2 protein-coding genes are annotated in these 998 nt (G+C 65.5%); both read right to left on the reverse strand.

Going from position 1 to position 998, the window contains the following annotated elements:
* Positions 1-448: glycosyltransferase (locus tag HNW77_RS17200; protein ID WP_172159313.1), on the reverse strand; the 448-nt coding region annotated here is incomplete at its 3' end.
* A partial coding sequence (locus HNW77_RS17205; RefSeq protein ID WP_241694552.1) for an AIR synthase-related protein occupies positions 445-998 on the reverse strand: 554 nt, incomplete at its 5' end. The genes HNW77_RS17200 and HNW77_RS17205, both read right to left, overlap by 4 nt.

Below are 998 nucleotides of genomic sequence, written 5' to 3' on the forward strand. Positions count from 1 at the left end.
CTTCCCACATTGTGCTGACGGTAAACAGTTCGGCCGCCGCCCTGATCCCCCGTTCCTGCCGCGCGGCAAGGACCGGGTGCGTGAAATGGTCAAGATGGTGGACCGTGCGGGCAAAGCCCGGTATCCGCCCCTCTTCCACCAGTTCGGCCAGTGCATTGGCGCTGATCGGGTCCTGTGCGTGCAGCACGTCAAAAGGCTGCCCACGCAGGGCGTCCCTGATCTCGCCAATACGGCGTTCCACCAGCGTTGGCAGGTCGCGCTCGGGCACAGCCGGGATGCAGTTTGTGGCGCAGCGGGGCCTGCGGAAGAAACCGGCGCCGGTTACATCCGGCGCGATGAGCGTGGCGTCGTGGCCTGCGTCGCACAGGGCTTCGGCCAGCGCCATGCCATGCACCACGCCGCCACGCGGATTGGTGGAATGGGTCAGGATGCCGATGGAGAGGCTCATGGCGCACACCCCATGAGAGGCATCCGGGCGAGATCCCAGAAGGTTTCCTTCTCGTCCGCCCATGTGACATCCAGCCGCTGCGTGCTGTCACACTGACCGATGACAGAAGCCGCTATGCCCCGCCCATGAAAGCGGGCCATGACTGCCCCGGCCGCCTCGGGCCGGGCCGTCAGCAGATAGCCATAGCTGGGGAATGCGGACAGCCAGCGTTCCATTGGTGCATCGTCGGGACGTGGAATGTCATCGAGCGTGATGGTCATGCCGATACCCGAACATTCTGCCAGCATGAGGGCGGTGCCCAGCAGTCCGGCCATGCTGATGTCCTTGGCGGCGCGGCTTAACCCGTCCTCGGCAATGCCGGGCAAGAGATCGAGATCACCCCGAAGGCGTGCCGCCCCCTCAGTATGACACAGTGCGGAACTCGCATCCCAGAACGGGTGCGGGTCGTGCCAGCGGCCGCGCAGGTCGATGGCGGCGATCAGGACTTCGCCCGGTCGGGCATCGAAACTGGTCAGCAGATGACGGGCACGGCCAAGGATCGCCACCGACA

The sequence above is a fragment of the Komagataeibacter melomenusus genome, assembly GCF_013155395.1.
Taxonomy (GTDB): Bacteria; Pseudomonadota; Alphaproteobacteria; order Acetobacterales; family Acetobacteraceae; genus Komagataeibacter; species Komagataeibacter melomenusus.